Genomic DNA, 14,466 nt, shown 5'->3' with positions numbered 1-14,466 from the left:
CGCGCCACACGAGCACGCCGACCGGCTTTCCGTCCCCTGGCACCAGTGCCGAGAACCGTTGTTGTGTCGTACCGTTGGGATCCACGAGCACCCCGAGGAGGTGCGTCATGGGTGAGCGTGTCGAACCGTCCGCCCTTGTGGACGGCGACGGCGACGCAGTGCAACTCAGGCTGGAGCGGTGTGTCGTCGCGTTGCGGCGCATGGTCGACGGCGGCTGGTTCGACGACCACGACGACACCATCGGCATGGAAGTGGAGTTCGATCTCGTCGACCCCTTGGGCCGGCCGCGGATGATCAACGACGCGGTCCTGGCCCGGCTGGGTCGGGCCGACATGCAACATGAGCTCGGCCAGTTCAACGTCGAGCTGAACCTGGCGCCCCGCCCGCTCCTGGGGCGCGTCCTGCGCAAGTGCGAATCCGACGTCACCGGCGTGTTCGACAGGTGCCGGGCGGCGATCGAGGTGCTCGGGGTCCGGCTGGTCGCGGTGGGCATGCTGCCCACCCTGAGCGCCGAGCAGCTGACCCCCGAGCACATCTCGCACAGCCCGCGCTACGAGCTGCTGGCGCGGCGCGTCCGCGCCGCTCGCCACCGCCCGTTCTCGGTGCGCATCGACGACGGGTGCGAGCCCGTGGAGTTCAGCACCGACTCGGTGGCCCCCGACGCCGCCGCCACCAGTCTGCAGCTGCACCTGCGGGTACCGCCGGACCGGTTCGCCGCCTACTACAACGCCGCCCAGACGATCGCCGGCGCCCAGCTGGCGGTGGCCGCGAACGCGCCCTACCTGCTCGGCAACCAGGTCTGGCAGGAGACCCGAATTCCGTTGTTGGAGCAGCTTCTTGACACCCGCCGCCCCAGGGACCTCCGGCGAGGCGCCCCGGCGCGGGTTCGACTCGGCGACCGGTGGATCGACGACCCGGTGGAGCTGTTCGACGAAACCGTCCGGGACTTCCCTCCGCTGTTTCCCACGCTGGAGGCCGAGGACCCCGACGCCGCCGTCGACGCGGGGTGCGTTCCGGGCCTGCGCGAGCTCCGGCTGCACAACGGTACGGTGTGGCGCTGGAACCGTCCCGTCTACGACGTCCAGGCCGGACGCCCTCAGCTGCGCATCGAAAACCGGGTGCTGCCCAGCGGACCGACCGCCGTCGACATGATCGCCAATGCCGCGTACTACTACGGCCTGGTCCGCGCGGTCGCCGACACCGACCCCGCCCCGTGGCAGAGCGTGCCGTTCGCGGTGGCCGAGCGGGACCTGCACCGTGCGGCGCGCGACGGGCTGGCGGCGCAGTTGAACTGGCGAGGCGCCGACCACCCGGCAGAAAGGCTCACCCGTGAGGTCCTGCTCCCCGCCGCCGCAGCGGGGCTCGACAACTGGGGCGTGGACGCCGAGGACCGCGACCGCTACCTCGGTGTCATCGAAGCGCGGGTGCGAGACGGCCGCACCGGCGCCGCCTGGCAGGTCGACACGGTGCGCCGGCTGCAGGAGCGCGGGCTCGATCGCGTCGCGGCACTGCATGAGATGACGCGGCGGTATGTCGAGCACGCGCACACCGGCGCCCCGGTGCACGAATGGCCCGTGTCGTGACCGACCGGTATCGCCCGGTACCGCCCAACATCGAAGGTGCGGAGATCACGGGTTCGTACCTGTCCGGGCCGTAATCGTACAGCTATCTTGTACATTTACCGTACGGTAAACCCGTACGAGAGGGCAGTATCCCCATGAGCATCAGTGCCAGCGAGGCGCGCCAGCGCCTCTTTCCACTCCTCGAACAAGTCAACACCGACCATGAGCCGGTACGCATCACCTCCAGGGCAGGAGATGCGGTGCTGATGTCCGCTGACGACTACGACTCGTGGCAGGAAACGGTCTACCTACTGCGCTCACCCGAGAATGCCCGCCGACTCATGGAGGCCGTCGCCCGCGACAAGGCCGGCCGGCACGCAACCCCACACCTCACCAAGTCGATCGACGAACTTCAGGAGATGGCCGGCGGCGAGGAGTGAGACACATCAACGTCGACCCCGACGCCTGGGAGGATTTCCTGTTCTGGCTGGCGTCCGACCGCAAGACGGCTCGACGGATCACGAGACTGATCGGAGAGATCCAACGCGATCCGTTCGGGGGGATCGGCAAACCCGAACCGCTCAAGGGCGAACTGTCCGGATACTGGTCTCGGCGTATAGACGACGAACACCGGCTCGTCTACCGAGCAGACGATCACCAAGTCACGATATTGAAGGCCCGGTACCACTACTGACAACGCCGGCCCGGGCTCGGAGCGGTACGGACTCAGGCGGCGCCGAGTTCCGCGTAGACCGCAGCCTCGAAGCCCAGGATCGTCTCGACCATCTTGCCGTCGAAGAACGGCAGGACCTGGGTCGCGATCACGGCGCCGATGCCCGCCCGGCGGTCGATCCAGAAGAAGCTGTTGAACAGCCCCGACCAGTCGGCCGAGCCCGCGCTGCGCATGCCGGGCAGGTCGACCAGATACAGGTGGAACCCCAGGCCCCACCCCTGCGGCACGTCGAGTAGCTCGACCGGGTTGGTCAGCTCGGGGATGGCCGGCTCCAGCTTCTTCGGCAGCGGCGCCCCGTCGAGGTGGTCCCGCAACGCGAGCTCCACCGTCTCCTCGTTGAGGATGCGCTTGCCGTCGAGCTCGCCGCCGTTGAGCCAGGCGCGCACGAAACGCCCGTAATCGGCCACCGTCCCGTAGGACCCGTGACCGGCGGCGTCCCACTCCGGTGTGGCGGGCAGGTCCAGGTCGGTGGGCACCAAGCTGCCGTCGGGCGCGCGAAAGCGGATGGGCAGCAATCGTTCTCGCTGCTCGTCGCTCGGCGCGAACGTGGAGTCCGTCATCCTTAGCGGGCCGTAGACGTGCTCGGCGAGGTAGTCGGCCAGCGTCTGGCCGCTCACCGCCTCGACGACCATGCCGAGCCAGTCGGTGCTGACGCCGTACTCCCATACTGTGCCGGGATCGTGCACCAGCGGCGCGCTGATACTCTTCTTGACGCCCTCCAGGGGGTTGGGGAAGTTCTGCCCGGCGCAGTAGGCGAACAGCTTCTCGTTGAGGAAGTGGTAGCCGCAGCCGGCGGTGTGGTTCATCAGCTGCCGCACGGTTGCCTGCGCGCTGGGCTCGCGCAGGACCGGCTCACCACCCTCGAAGCCGTCGAGCACCTGCAACTCCCCGAACTCGGGCACGATCGACGCGACGGCCACGTCCAGATCTACGCGCCCCTGCTCGACGAGCTGCAGCGCCGCGGTGGTTGCGACGGCCTTGGTCATCGACGCGTTCCGGAACATGGTGTCGGGCTTCGTATCTCCGGCCGCACCCTCGTAGAGGACGCCGTCGCGGCCGACCACTGTGGCGGCTACGCCGTGCAGCGACCCATCGGCGGTCACGGCGTTCAGGAGATCGTCGATTCGTTCAAACCCCATCTGAAGCTCCTTTGCATTCACGGGATACCGGGGCCATCGTCGCATGGACCGACAGGCGTGCCGCGACGTGGTTCAGCGACACATGCGTCGAGGCACGAGGTGGCGCGAACAGTCCCTAGGCGGCCGGGGTCACGTCCCGGCTCGCGTCCGTCGTGTGCGTGGCCGGTGGATGGTGCTCCGGCGCCCAGCCGACATACGTCAGGTAGAGACCGACCAGCGCGGCCACGCCGCACGCCGCGATCCACCACGCTGTCTTGCCGATCATGGTGTCGGCCAACGACATAAACGTATCCGGGAAAAAGAGCAGGAACAGCGCGCGCACGACGATCAGCCAGCCCAGCGCCGAGACGACGATCGCCGCGGGACCATGCCAGTGCTGGTGCAGTGCGACGACGACAAGCCCGGCGACGAGGATGAACGCCCCCGCCATCCACAGCCACGCCGAGTTCGCCGAGAAGTCCGACAGCAGCGTCTGCATGTCCGACGCCCGCAGCACCGCCGCGAGGTCGACGATCACCAAGAAGGGTCCGAGCACGCGAGCGAACATCCGCGTCCGGTCGTGGACCTGCTGTGAGGTGTTCATTGCGGACCTCCATCCGACTGGCGGCGCTGTCGGCCGATCCGAACAAGGCCGTCAGTTCGATCGCAGCACCGGGTTGGAGTTCCGGATAGGGACGGAAGTCACCAGGTTGGCGGGGCTGGTGCCCACAGCCCTGACAGCAATCTCGCGTGCAGCACTGAAAACTGACGGCTCACATCCGCGAGTACCGCGTCAACGCGATGCTGTACAGGCCGTAGGCCGCGAATCCTGTTGCGGCAACCAGCAGGATCTCATGGCCGAAGTGCGCGCGGCCGAGCGCCTCCACTGCCGCATCCAACCCTGTCGCCCGCGTCGGGTCCTGCAGGAAAGCCGCACCGATCACCGACAACCCGGCAGCGAACAACACCACACCCTCACCGACATGCCCGCACACCCCCAGCACCGTGATCAGCCGTCCACCCGGCACCGTCAGATCGCCGAGGAATTTCCGCGACGCGCCCTTGTACACGAAGTAGCCGCCTGCTGCGGCGACCGCCAAGCCGACTGCCACCAGGGCAGTCTTGCCGCTGGCGGACTGCATCAACCGCGCGCTCAGCCCCTCGGCCCGTTCACTGCCCTGCCGGCCGACCCCCAGCGCGAACTGGACAGCCGCGAACGCCAGTGCCAGATACACCACCGCCAGGCCAAAAGCCTTGAGCCGGTTGATCAGTGGCGACTCCCGCAGATGGGCGTGGCGGTGCTCACCCGGATGCAGACCCAACACCGTCTCGGCCAGCCGCCACATCGCCAGCGCCACCAGCCCCACCGCGACCACCCACAGCGACATCACCCCGCCCCGTTGCTCGGCCAGCGTCGCCAGCGCCCCGGTCTGGTCGGCGTCACCGGTGAAGCCGAACGCCATCCGCACGATGATGTAGGCGATGAGCAGATGCAGCAGCCCGCTGACGGGATAACCCGCCCGCGCGATCCATTCCACGGTGTGACTCTCGGTGGCCCGGTTGACCGCGCCCTTGAAACTCATGCCCTGGTCACCAGGTCCTGCCGAACACCGGACTCGGCTACCCGGCGTTCCGCAGGCCGAAACGGTGCGGACGAAGCGGCACAGCCCGGGGTTACACCCCGAACGCCGAGCCCCGCTCACGGTCCAGATGCGTCTCGGCCTTGTTCTTCAGGAAGAAGACGTAGACGACCAGCGACACCGCGATGCACACCGTCACGTAGCCGATGAACAGCGGCACCTGATCCCGTTCCTTGAGCGCCTGGTAGATCAGCGGCGCGGTGCCGCCGAAGATCGAGTTCGCCAGCGCATACCCGACGCCCACCCCGAGCGCCCGCACGTGCGCCGGGAACAGCTCGGATTTCACCAGCGCGTTGATCGACGTGTACCCGGTCAGAATCACATAGCCCACCGCCATCAGCGCGAAAGACAGCAGCGGCGAGTGGGTTTCGGGCAGATAGGTGATCAGCACATAGGTCCACACCAGCCCACCCACGCCGAAGAACACCAGCATCGGCTTGCGTCCGACCTTGTCGCTGATCATCCCACCGACCGGCTGCAGCAGCATCAGGAAGATCAGCCCGATCAGGTTGATCCACGTCGCGGTCATCGCGCCGTCGTAGGTGGTCTTGACGATCGCGGGCGCGTTCACGCTGTAGGTGTAGAACGCGACCGTGCCGCCCATCGTGATCAGGAAGCACAGCAGGAACGGACGCCAGTAGCTGGTCAGCAGTTCCCGCATCGAACCGGCGCCCTGATCCTTGCCGGAGCGGGCCGCCTCGATCACGTCCTCGGACAGCGACTCGTCCATCGTGCGCCGCAGCCAGAACACCACGACCGCGGCCACGCCACCGATGCCAAATGCGATGCGCCAACCGAATTCGCGCATCTGCTCCTGATCGAGGAACGACTGCAGGATCAGCAGCGTGAACTGCGCCAGCACGTGCCCGCCGACCAGCGTCACGTACTGGAACGACGAGAAGAACCCGCGCCGCTCCCGCGTCGCCGCCTCGGACATGTACGTCGCCGACGTGCCGTACTCCCCGCCCGTCGCGAAACCCTGCACCAGCCGCGCCAGCACCAGGATGATCGGCGCCGCGATCCCGATCGAGGCCTGCGACGGCACCAGCGCGATCACCGCCGAGCACAACGCCATCAGCGACACACTGACCGTCAGCGCCGCGCGCCGGCCGCGGCGGTCGGCGAACCGGCCGAAGAACCACGACCCGATCGGGCGCATCACGAACGTGATCGCAAAGATCGCGTACACGTACACCGTCGAGTTCTTCTCGGACTCGGCGAAGAACTGTCCCTCGAAATACGTTGCGAACACGGTGTAGACGTAGACGTCGTACCACTCGACGAGGTTGCCCGACGACCCGCGAATGGTGTTCCAGATCGCCCGCCGGGTCTCGGCGGCACTCGACTTCGGCAGCGGCGTATCAGTCCGTGTGGTCATGCTCGTCCCCCTCGTCAGCGGCACGCGCGCAACCCCGGGTCCGTCGACGCCACGCTCGCGACCTCAGAGCACGCTACCCGTTCGCGGGTTCGCCGAGCCTCAACAGGCCGATGCCTTCGGCGATTTTCGCGGTGATCGCCGGCGATGCCTCCTCGTCGGCCCCGGCGCCCTGTGGTGTCGAACGCTCGAGGAAACGCAGCAGTTCGACCGGGAACGGCAACACCAGCGTGGAGTTCTTCTCCGCCGCCACCTCGACGACGGTCTGCAGCAGCCGCAGTTGCAGAGCCGCGGGCTGCGCCGACATCACCTCGGCCGCCGCCGCCAGCTTCTGCGAGGCCTGCAGCTCGCCGTCGGCGGTGATGATCCGGGCCCGTCGCTCCCGCTCGGCCTCGGCCTGGCGGGCGATCGAGCGCTTCATGGAGTCGGGCAGCACCACGTCCTTGATCTCGACACGGTCGATGTGAATGCCCCAGCCCAGTGCGGGGCTGTCGATCATCAGCTCCAGGCCCTGGTTGAGGTGCTCCCGGTTGGACAGCAGGTCATCGAGGTTGCTCTTGCCGATGATCGACCGCAGCGACGTCTGCGCGACCTGCCCGACAGCCGACCTGTAGTCCTGCACATCGACCGCCGCGCGCACCGGGTCGGCCACCTGGAAGTAGATGACGGCGTCCACCCGCACGGTCACGTTGTCGCGGGTGATGCCGTCCTGGGCGGGCACCGGCATCGTGATGATCTGGACGTTCACCTTCTGCAGCCGGTCGGCGACCGGCACCAGCACGGTCAGCCCGGGAGCGCGCACCCGGGGCTGCACCTGCCCGAACCGGTACACCACGCCCCGCTCGAACTGCTGGATCACGCGCACGTTGGCCCCGACGAGCCAGAGCAGTATCAGGGTGACCGCACCGGCCACCGCGGCCATGGTGATCATGGCGTCTCCATCCCGCCCGACGCGGCGACGGCGCACGGAACGGCGGACCTCGCCGTCCACGCGTCGAGGTCCGGGGGCAATCCGACCGATCTCCGGCCCAGCGGGCCCGAGTCCATTCCTCGATTCTGGCACGCCCACCGCTCCGCGGAAACACTCTCGCCGATCAAGAACGCTTTGACCGGAACAGATTTCACAGCCGCTCCACAGCCGTGCTGCTCACCGGCGGCGTCACCGGCCCGGGCAGCCTTTCCGACGACGGCTTGTCGCGGAGACCACCGAAAGCGGTCACCGTACACCTGCCTCGGCCATAGGCTGGCGCCATGCACGACCGCCGTCGGGCACAGAGAATCGCCGCCGCCAAGTTGGCCGGCTGCTGTCTGGTCGCGGGCCTGCTGCTGGCCGCGATGATGTTCCCGTTCGTCGGGGGCGCCGGCACCGCGATCATGCGCGTCTCCGACTCGGCCACCGAGGAATCCGCGGACCTGTTCAAAGGTGAGGCGCCGATCGTGTCCACCATGGTGGACGCTGCGGGAAACCCCATCGCGTGGCTCTACGAGCAGCGCCGCTGGGTGGTGCCCAGCGATCGGATCGCCGGCACGATGAAGCTGGCCATCATCTCGATCGAGGACAAACGGTTCGCCGAGCACAACGGCGTCGACTGGCAGGGCACGCTCACCGGCCTCACCGGTTACCTGCGCGGCGACAAGAGCACCCGGGGCGGGTCGACGCTGGAGCAGCAGTACGTCAAGAACTTCAACCTGCTGGTGAAGGCCCGAACCGACGCGGATCGGCGCGCCGCGGTCGCGATTACGCCGGCACGCAAACTGCGCGAGATACGCGCCGCCCTTGCCTTGGACAAACTGTTGCCCAAGACCGAACTGCTGTCCCGCTACCTGAACCTGGTGTCGTTCGGCAACGGCGCCTTCGGCGTGCAGGACGCCGCGCGTACCTACTTCGGCATCGACGCCGCCGACCTGAACTGGGAGCAGGCCGCCCTGCTGGCCGGGATGGTGCAGTCCACCAGCCTGCTCGATCCCTACACCAACCCGGACGGCGCGCTGTCGCGGCGCAACGTCGTGCTCGACACGATGATCGAGAACCTGCCGGAGCACGCCGACGCACTACGCGCTGCGAAGAACCGGCCGCTCGGGGTGCTGCCCCGGCCCGCCCCGCTGCCACAGGGCTGCATCGCCGCCGGCGACCGCGGGTTCTTCTGCGAGTACGCGATGCGCTACCTGGCGCGCGCCGGCCTGACTATGGAGGACGTGGCCCGCAACGGCTACCTGATCCGCACCACGCTGGACCCGAAGGTCCAGGCCAGCGTCAAGACGGCCATCGACAAGTACGCCGAACCCACCACCCCTGGGGTGGCCAGCGTGATGAGCGTGATCCTGCCGGGCAAAGAGTCCCACCGGGTGGTGGCGATGGCCGACAACCGCAGCTACGGACTGGATCTCAGCGCCGGGGAGACGGTGCAGCCGCAGCCGTTCTCGCTCGGCGGTGACGGCGCCGGCTCGGTGTTCAAGATCTTCACCACCGCGGCCGCGCTGGAAATGGGCCTGGGCATCAGCGCCCAGCTGGACGTGCCCCAGACGTTCCGCGCCACCGGCCTTGGCGACACCACCGATCCGGGCTGCCCGCGAAAGACGTGGTGCGTGAAGAACGTCTCCGGGTACTCGGGCCAGCTCAGCGTCACCGATGCACTGGCGAAATCGCCCAATACCGCGTTCGCCAAGCTGATTTCGCAGATCGGGGTGCCCCGCGCGGTGGACATGGCCGTCCGGCTCGGGCTGCGGTCCTACGCCGAACCGGGCACCGCCCGCGTCTACGATCCCGACAGCAACGAGAGCATCGCCGACTTCATCAAGCGGCAGAACCTCGGATCGTTCACCCTGGGTCCGTTCGAGCTCAACGCGCTGGAGTTGACGAACGTCGCGGCGACGTTGGCGTCGGGCGGCGTGTGGTGCCCGCCCAGCCCGATCGACAAGGTCTTCGACCGCTACGGCAAAGAGGTGGCCTTAGCGACCCCGGCCTGCGAGCAGGTGGTCCCCGAGGGGCTCGCCAACACGATGGCCAACGCGCTCGGCAAGGACCACACCGGCGGGACCGCCACCGGGGCAGCGAGTTCGGTGGGATGGGATCTACCGATGGCCGGCAAGACCGGCACCACCGAATCGCATCGGTCATCGGCGTTCGTCGGCTTCACCAACCGGTACGCCGCCGCGAACTACATCTTCGACGACTCCCCCTCGCCGTCGGGCCTGTGCTCGTACCCGCTGCGCAAGTGCGGCGACGGCGATCTCTACGGCGGTACGGAACCGGCCCTGACGTGGTACCAGGCGATGGAGCCCATCGCCAACGACTTCGGGCCGGTCGCGCTGCCGCCCACCGATCCCCGCTACGTCGACGGCGGGCCGGGCAGCGAAGTGCCCAGCGTCACCGGGATGAAGCTCGATGCCGCGCGGAAGAAGTTGGAGGAAGCGGGTTTTCAGGTCGCGCCGGATCCGACCGCGGTCAATAGCGACTCCGCGAAGGGCGCGGTGGTGGGGACCTCGCCGCGCGGCAAGACGATCCCCGGCTCGATCGTGACGATCATGGTCAGCAACGGCATCCCGCCGGTGGTCTATCGGCCGCCTCCGCCGCCGAGCGCGCCGCCGCCTCCGGCGCCTGGCGAACTGCTTCCTCCCCCGCCGCCCAACGTGATCCAGATCCCAGGGCTGCCACCGATCATGATGCCCTGGCCGGCGCCCCCGCCACCCGCGCCTCTGCCGCCGCCACCGCCGCCACCACCCCCGGCGTGAGGCCCTCGGGTCTGGTGCCGAGATTGCGCCTGGCGCGGCAAGATTCGAGAAGAGTGCGCGGTAGATGCGATCTCGGCACTAGGTTGGCCTGGCGTGAGGTCACTCTGCTGCGCCGTACTCCAGGGCCGGCTCCGCTGAGTCCACGCTGCCGCCGCTTGAAATCGTCAACCGGTCCGGCTGCACGTCATAGCGCGCCCCGTCCGACCCGGTGACCGTGAATCCGTCACCGGAGCGTTGTGCGCCACGGATTTCGCGGTTCGCGCCGTCGCGCAACCGCTCGCCGCGGTAGTAGAAGTCACCGTCGCTGGTCTCGCAGATGACCGCCAGCGACAGCGAGGTCCGGATCAGCGCCGCCGGCGTGCTTTCCGAATCGCAGCGCGCCGTATGGCCCACGAAGCCTTGCGAATCCGTGCCAGACACCCCCTCCACGGCGGAGCGCGTCGTCGTGGTGGTGGGGTCCGTCGAGGACGGCGAGGACGGCGGCGCGGCGATCCGCGGCGTCGAGGTCCCCGAGTTGCCGCCGGTGAACACCAGCACCGCAGCCAGCACCAGCGCGGCGGTGAACAACACGATGGTCGCGATCACCAGCGCGATCTGCCCACGGCTGAACCGCTTGCCCGGTGGTGCGGGCGGCGGCAGTGGCGGCGAGGTGGGGTAGGCCGACGAGAACTGCCGCGTCGACGGCGGCGGCGTCGCCCGCACCACCGGGGGTGCACTCGCCGCCCCACTCGGCTCCGCCGACTCCGCACTCGGGGCGCCGTCGGCGGCCGCGACGGCGGCCCGCGCCAACTCGCCGGCGGTCGCGTAGCGGTCGCGCGGCTGCTTGGCCATGCCGCGGGCGATCACGTCGTCGAACGCGCGGCCGACCCCGCGGCGCATAATGCTCGGCCGCGGCGGCGGCGCGAACATGTGCGCGCTCCACACCTGCCGGACGTCGGCGGCCTCGAACGGCGCCCGGCCCGTCAGCGACTCGTACAGCAAGCACGCCAGCGAGTACACATCCGACGCCGGACCGCCGCGCTCCCCGCTGAACCGCTCCGGCGCCATGTACGCGCTCGACCCGACCACCAGGCCCGTCGACGTCACCGACGCCTCCCCGCCGCCGTGGGCGATGCCGAAGTCGACCAGATAGGCGAAGTCGTCCGGGGTCAGCAACACGTTCTCCGGCTTGATGTCGCGGTGGATCAGCCCGTCGGCGTGCGCGGCGTCCAGCGCCGCGGCGACCTGGCGCAGGATCGCCACCGCCCGCGCCGGCGGCAGCGCCCCCTCGGCGCGCAGCACCTCTTTGAGGCTGGCGCCCTCGACCAGGCGCATGTCGATGTAGAGGACGCCGTCGATCTCACCGAAGTCGTGCACCGGGATGACGTGCGGTTCCTGCAGCCGGGCCGCGACGCGAGACTCCCGGCGGAAGCGTTCCTGGAAGCTGCGGTCGGCCGCCATCTCCGGGCGCAGCAGCTTGATCGCCACCATGCGCTCACGCGCGGTGTCGTAGGCGCGGTACACCTCGCCCATTCCCCCGACCCCGATGATCGACTGCAGCTCGTAGGGCCCGAACCGGGTCCCCAACCGGGAGCCTCCTTTCGGGGTGCTCACATGCAATCCTTCCGTCATCGACCGACAGCGCCGAATAGGCTTCCCCATCGCGGCGCCGCCTAATCGGGCGGGGGGGTCAACAGCAGCTGAGCAGCTCCTTCAGCTCGGCGTCGAACCGGTCGGCGAGGTCCCACAGGTCGTCGACCAGTTTCGGGCACGAGATGATGCCGACGTCGAGCTTGTCGGCCAGCGACATCACCGTGATGTTGAGCCCGGAGCCGTGAAGGATCGGGCCGAGCGGATACAGCGCGGTGACGCGCGCACCGCAGCTGTACAGGGTGTCCGGCGGTCCGGCGACGTTGGAGATCACGGCGTTGTGGATCGCGGTCTTGGTCAACGGGGTGCGCGACAGCAGCCCCAGCAGCCACGCGTAGCCGGCGCGGGAGATGCTCTGCGCCAGGTCGACGAACAGGGTGGGGCCCAGCGAGCCGCTGTGCTCCTTGGCCTTCAGGTTCGATTCGGCGATCGCCTGCACGCGGTCGACCGGGTCGTCGATATCGGTGTGCAGGTTGCAGAACATGCCCGAGAGCTGGTTGCGGCCCGGCCGGTCGGACTGGCCGTGCACCGATGCCGGGACGACGGCGATCAGCGGCTTGGCGGGGAGTTCGCCGCGGTCGGCCAGGAAGCCGCGCAACGCGCCGGCACACAACGCCATCACGACGTCGTTGACCTTGATGCCGAAGTGGTTCTTCACCTTCTTGACGTCGTTGAGGTCGAGCTGGACGAGCGCGATGGTGCGCTCGGAGGTGATCCGGTCGTTGAACCGCGTGGTCGGCGCGGTGAACGGCGCGGCCATCGCATTTCCGGTGACCGCACGGTTGACGGTCTTGGCGAGCATCGCGGCAGTTTCCGGGAGCACCCGGGCGAACTGCAGCGGGCGGGTGACGAAGCGGACCAGCCCGTCGACGGTGATCGCCAGCGGCGAGGGGTTCCCGGGCCCGTCGACCGGGTCAGGCGGCGGCGCATCGGGCTCGACGTCGAGCAGCTGGTTGAGCAGATTGGCCGCCGACACGCCGTCGACCGCGGCGTGATGCACCTTGATCATCAGCGCCAGGGTGTCGGGCTGGGCGCCGCCCTCGATGACCCACATCTCCCACAGCGGTTTGCTGCGGTCCAGCTGAACCGACGCGATGTGGCCGCAGACCTCGGCGAGCTCCTCCCGCCCTCCAGGCGAGGGCAACGCGATGCGGCTCAGGTGGCGGGACAGGTCAAAGTCCTTGTCCTCCACCCACACCGGATGGTCGAGGTTCAGGTCGCTGTCGGCGAGCTTGGCCCGGAACTCCGGAACGGCGGGGATGCGCTTGGCCAGCTCGTCGCGGAAACGCGCGAAGCTGTAGCCGCCCGGCACCGTCGAGGTGTCCAATTCGACCACCGCGCACACGTGCAGCGGCACGGTGGCTGATTCGCTGTACAGAAGACCCGCATCAAGGCCACTCAGCCGTTCCATTCCCGTCACGTACCCAGACTGTGATCTGGATCAAACCGGACGCCCTCTCCTGCTTTGCCGAAATTGCATGCAGCGCGGAAAACCGCGTGAGAACACCACAGCGGACGCGATCTCGGCGACCGGATGGCCCCAATCCGCAATGACCCGGCCTCATCGCGCTCGGTATGGTGCAGTCGTACGGTGATGGATCTCGCCGGAGCGAACGACGCTCGAACCGCCCGCGGGCTGATAGTTCCTACCAATCGATTTGATCGTTGGGAGCTGCCCGTGTCCGTCGTTCCGCCATCCATCCGCTCGGCTACCGCCGCCGACATTCCTCAGCAGCGTCACGCCGTGGGAACGCGTCGATGAACCCGCCGCCGGCCGGTCCCGAGAATCGGCGACCGGATTCGCACGCGGAACTGCCGACCGACCCTGATGCACCCGACACGGATGTTGCCGCGCCGCCCATTGCGGGTGCACCCGCGCCCAGGCCGTTGCATCTGCAACCGATTGCTCTGCTGTGGGTGTTCGGCGGCGGGATCATCGGCACCGGCCTCCGGTACTGGGTGGAGAAGTTGTTGCCTCACGACCCGGCGCACTGGCCGTGGGGAACGTTCCTGGTCAATCTCGTCGGCGCGTTCCTGTTGGGCGCCCTGCTGGAGGGTCTGGCCCGCGCCGGCGAGGACGCCGGCTGGCGCCGCCGCGCCCGACTGTTCGCCGGCACGGGCGGGTGCGGGGCCTTCACCACCTACAGCACGTTGTCGTTGGAGGTATCGATGTCGGCAACGCACCATCAACTCGTCACGGCGGTCTCCTACGGGGTGGCCAGCGTCATCATCGGAACCCTGATGGCCTGGCTCGGCATCGTGACAGCCGCGGAGGTCCATCGACGGAGGGCAGCGGCATGATTGCGGCGCTCACCCTGCTCTTCGGTGCGCTCGGCGCGGTGACCCGGTTCGTCCTCGATGCCGCCGTCAAACGCCGGTGGCCCACCCCGTTCCCGTGGGCCACCTTCGGGATCAACGTCTCGGGGTCGTTTCTGCTCGGCGTGCTGGCCGCGGCCGTGCTGTTCCACGGGCAGCCCGCGGCGTGGCAGACCGTGATCGGCACCGGCTTCTGCGGGGGCTACACGACGTTCAGCACAGCGAGCTTCGAGACGGTTCGACTGGTCCAGCAGCAGGCGCGCTGGCGCGCCCTGATGAACGCATTCGGCTCGCTGCTCGCCTCGGTGCTGGCGTGCCTGGCCGGCCTGGGCCTGGTGTGGGCACTATGACCGATGAAGGA

The 14,466-nt window shown here is 68.6% G+C and carries 13 protein-coding genes and 1 riboswitch; of the genes, 6 read left to right on the top strand and 7 right to left on the bottom strand.

The window, feature by feature from the left end:
- Positions 1-107 precede the first annotated feature (107 nt).
- The 3 genes from KXD97_RS12260 (at position 108) to KXD97_RS12250 (ending at position 2,256) form a co-directional block, all read left to right on the top strand.
- A complete protein-coding gene (locus KXD97_RS12260; RefSeq protein WP_260757043.1) occupies positions 108-1,583 on the top strand; it encodes a hypothetical protein in 1,476 nt (491 codons plus the stop codon).
- Between the two features lie 134 nt (positions 1,584-1,717).
- Entirely contained in the window at positions 1,718-2,002 is a 285-nt protein-coding gene (locus tag KXD97_RS12255) for a type II toxin-antitoxin system Phd/YefM family antitoxin (RefSeq protein ID WP_260757042.1), read from the top strand.
- Entirely contained in the window at positions 1,999-2,256 is a 258-nt protein-coding gene (locus KXD97_RS12250; protein WP_260757041.1) for a Txe/YoeB family addiction module toxin, read from the top strand. The genes KXD97_RS12255 and KXD97_RS12250 overlap by 4 nt, the downstream gene beginning before the upstream one ends.
- Before the next feature lie 32 nt (positions 2,257-2,288).
- Here the strand turns inward: KXD97_RS12250 and KXD97_RS12245 are convergent, their stop codons facing one another.
- From KXD97_RS12245 to KXD97_RS12225, 5 genes are all read right to left on the bottom strand, one after another.
- On the bottom strand, positions 2,289-3,434 hold the full coding sequence (locus tag KXD97_RS12245) for a serine hydrolase (protein WP_260757040.1): 1,146 nt from the start codon (positions 3,432-3,434) through the stop codon (positions 2,289-2,291).
- 115 nt (positions 3,435-3,549) lie between these two features.
- Positions 3,550-4,017 carry a hypothetical protein gene (locus KXD97_RS12240; protein ID WP_396885091.1) on the bottom strand — a complete coding sequence of 156 codons (468 nt, stop codon included), beginning with the start codon at positions 4,015-4,017 and terminating at the stop codon, positions 3,550-3,552.
- A gap of 169 nt (positions 4,018-4,186) precedes the next feature.
- Positions 4,187-4,996 (bottom strand): DUF1206 domain-containing protein, encoded by an 810-nt coding sequence (locus KXD97_RS12235; protein ID WP_260757039.1) that lies wholly within the window; start codon positions 4,994-4,996, stop codon positions 4,187-4,189.
- Positions 4,997-5,087: 91 nt separating this feature from the next.
- Positions 5,088-6,431: an MFS transporter gene (locus KXD97_RS12230; RefSeq protein WP_260757038.1), complete on the bottom strand. Its 1,344-nt coding sequence runs from the start codon at positions 6,429-6,431 to the stop codon at positions 5,088-5,090.
- 73 nt (positions 6,432-6,504) lie between these two features.
- A complete protein-coding gene (locus KXD97_RS12225; RefSeq protein WP_260757037.1) occupies positions 6,505-7,359 on the bottom strand; it encodes an SPFH domain-containing protein in 855 nt (284 codons plus the stop codon).
- Positions 7,360-7,679: 320 nt separating this feature from the next.
- On the opposite strand from KXD97_RS12225, the gene ponA2 reads away from it, so the two are divergent.
- A complete protein-coding gene (gene ponA2, locus KXD97_RS12220) occupies positions 7,680-10,160 on the top strand; it encodes a transglycosylase/D,D-transpeptidase PonA2 (RefSeq protein WP_260757036.1) in 2,481 nt (826 codons plus the stop codon).
- Between the two features lie 99 nt (positions 10,161-10,259).
- On the opposite strand, the gene KXD97_RS12215 is transcribed toward ponA2, so the two are convergent.
- Together KXD97_RS12215 and KXD97_RS12210 are read right to left on the bottom strand one after the other, a co-directional pair.
- The gene (locus KXD97_RS12215) at positions 10,260-11,753 is read right to left on the bottom strand and encodes a serine/threonine-protein kinase (RefSeq protein ID WP_260757035.1); all 1,494 of its coding nucleotides are present in this window, start codon (positions 11,751-11,753) and stop codon (positions 10,260-10,262) included.
- A 76-nt stretch (positions 11,754-11,829) separates the two neighbouring features.
- Positions 11,830-13,200 carry a wax ester/triacylglycerol synthase family O-acyltransferase gene (locus KXD97_RS12210; RefSeq protein WP_260757935.1) on the bottom strand — a complete coding sequence of 457 codons (1,371 nt, stop codon included), beginning with the start codon at positions 13,198-13,200 and terminating at the stop codon, positions 11,830-11,832.
- Positions 13,201-13,370: 170 nt separating this feature from the next.
- Positions 13,371-13,445: riboswitch (Fluoride riboswitch) on the top strand.
- A gap of 102 nt (positions 13,446-13,547) precedes the next feature.
- Between KXD97_RS12210 and crcB (KXD97_RS12205) the strand changes: the two genes are divergently transcribed.
- On the top strand, positions 13,548-14,090 hold the full coding sequence (crcB, locus tag KXD97_RS12205) for a fluoride efflux transporter CrcB (protein WP_260757034.1): 543 nt from the start codon (positions 13,548-13,550) through the stop codon (positions 14,088-14,090).
- Positions 14,087-14,455 (top strand): fluoride efflux transporter CrcB, encoded by a 369-nt coding sequence (crcB, locus tag KXD97_RS12200; RefSeq protein WP_260757033.1) that lies wholly within the window; start codon positions 14,087-14,089, stop codon positions 14,453-14,455. Before crcB (KXD97_RS12205) ends, crcB (KXD97_RS12200) begins: the two co-directional genes overlap by 4 nt.
- The last annotated feature ends 11 nt before the right edge of the window (positions 14,456-14,466 follow it).

This window comes from Mycobacterium sp. SMC-8 (genome assembly GCF_025263565.1).
In the GTDB taxonomy this organism is placed as follows: domain Bacteria; phylum Actinomycetota; class Actinomycetes; order Mycobacteriales; family Mycobacteriaceae; genus Mycobacterium.
The sequence above is the reverse complement of the archived record's forward strand: the minus strand, read 5'-3'. Positions and strand labels throughout refer to the sequence as shown.

Excerpts from the sequence above, each read along its gene's own strand:
- KXD97_RS12235 (WP_260757039.1), bottom strand. The coding sequence starts at position 4,996 with ATGAGTTTCAAGGGCGCGGTCAACCGGGCCACCGAGAGTCACACCGTG.
- crcB (WP_260757034.1), top strand. The coding sequence starts at position 13,548 with ATGAACCCGCCGCCGGCCGGTCCCGAGAATCGGCGACCGGATTCGCAC.
- KXD97_RS12230 (WP_260757038.1), bottom strand. The coding sequence starts at position 6,431 with ATGACCACACGGACTGATACGCCGCTGCCGAAGTCGAGTGCCGCCGAG.
- KXD97_RS12260 (WP_260757043.1), top strand. The coding sequence starts at position 108 with ATGGGTGAGCGTGTCGAACCGTCCGCCCTTGTGGACGGCGACGGCGAC.
- KXD97_RS12210 (WP_260757935.1), bottom strand. The coding sequence starts at position 13,200 with ATGGAACGGCTGAGTGGCCTTGATGCGGGTCTTCTGTACAGCGAATCA.
- ponA2 (WP_260757036.1), top strand. The coding sequence starts at position 7,680 with ATGCACGACCGCCGTCGGGCACAGAGAATCGCCGCCGCCAAGTTGGCC.
- KXD97_RS12225 (WP_260757037.1), bottom strand. The coding sequence starts at position 7,359 with ATGATCACCATGGCCGCGGTGGCCGGTGCGGTCACCCTGATACTGCTC.
- KXD97_RS12255 (WP_260757042.1), top strand. The coding sequence starts at position 1,718 with ATGAGCATCAGTGCCAGCGAGGCGCGCCAGCGCCTCTTTCCACTCCTC.
- KXD97_RS12240 (WP_396885091.1), bottom strand. The coding sequence starts at position 4,017 with ATGAACACCTCACAGCAGGTCCACGACCGGACGCGGATGTTCGCTCGC.
- crcB (WP_260757033.1), top strand. The coding sequence starts at position 14,087 with ATGATTGCGGCGCTCACCCTGCTCTTCGGTGCGCTCGGCGCGGTGACC.
- KXD97_RS12245 (WP_260757040.1), bottom strand. The coding sequence starts at position 3,434 with ATGGGGTTTGAACGAATCGACGATCTCCTGAACGCCGTGACCGCCGAT.